The 966-nt window shown below is 70.1% G+C and carries 1 protein-coding gene; it reads left to right on the top strand.

The window, feature by feature from the left end; genetic code table 11:
• Positions 1 to 862, top strand: an 862-nt coding sequence (locus A0J48_RS26450; protein ID WP_200327547.1) for a PP2C family protein-serine/threonine phosphatase, incomplete at its 5' end; no start/stop codon positions are given.
• Between the last annotated feature and the right edge of the window lie 104 nt (positions 863 to 966).

Below are 966 nucleotides of genomic sequence, written 5' to 3'. Positions count from 1 at the left end.
GGGGGCCGCGTGGTCGGCCGTGCTGGCCCCGGCGCTGTTCGTCGAAGGCCGCCGCGTTCAGGGCCGACTGCGCGCCGCTCTCGAGGACGAGCGCCTGTCGGCCGCGCGCATCTCGGGCGAACTGGCCGCGGCCAGCGAGATCCAGCTGGGGATGCTGCTGCCGCGAGAAGAGCTGTCACGGATTTCGCCGGCGGTGGATCTGGATGCGGTGCTGCAGCCGGCCAAGACCGTTGGCGGCGACCTCTACGACGCCTTCCGCTTCGATGACGGCCGCGTCTGCTTCCTGGTGGGCGACGTCACCGGCAAGGGCGTGCCGGCCTCGTTGTTCATGGCGCTCTCCAAGGCCCTGTCGCGCAGCCTGCTGATGCGGCCCAACACGCCGCTGGACGCCGCCATCTGCGAGATCAACGCCGAACTCAGCCGCGACAACCGGCAGGCCATGGCGGTGTCGGTGCTGGTGGGCGTTCTGCAGCCGTGGGACGGCCGGCTCGATCTGGTCTGCGCGGGCCACGACAACCCGGTGATCGTAAACGCGCAGGGCATCGCCCGCGAGGTGGAGCTGGATGGCGGCCCGCCGCTCTGCGTGGCCGAGACCTTCCCCTACCCGGTCGAGACCCACCGCCTCGCGCCCGGCGAGGTGCTGTGCTGCTTCACCGATGGCCTGACCGAGGCTCAGACGCCGGACGGCGAGCTGTTCGGCCGCGCGCGCGCCGAGGCGGCGATGGCGGCGGCGGCCCGCGTCGGCAGCATCTCGCAGGCCGTCGACAGCCTGGTCGCTCAGGTCCGGGCCTTCGAGGCTGGCGGCGAGCCCAGCGATGACCTGACAATTCTGGCCGTAAGCCTCAAATCGGGCGTCGCATAGACGACTGTCGGGTGCGCGACGGTTCCAACTTGCGCGCTAAGATTGTGATGTAGATTAGAGCTGCACCAAGGGTCGCGAGGTCGTCGTCCGTGACGCATTTGCAG

The organism is Sphaerospermopsis aphanizomenoides BCCUSP55, from assembly GCF_001586785.1.
Classification (GTDB): domain Bacteria; phylum Cyanobacteriota; class Cyanobacteriia; order Cyanobacteriales; family Nostocaceae; genus Sphaerospermopsis_A; species Sphaerospermopsis_A aphanizomenoides_A.
This window is presented reverse-complemented; position numbering and strand designations above follow the sequence as displayed.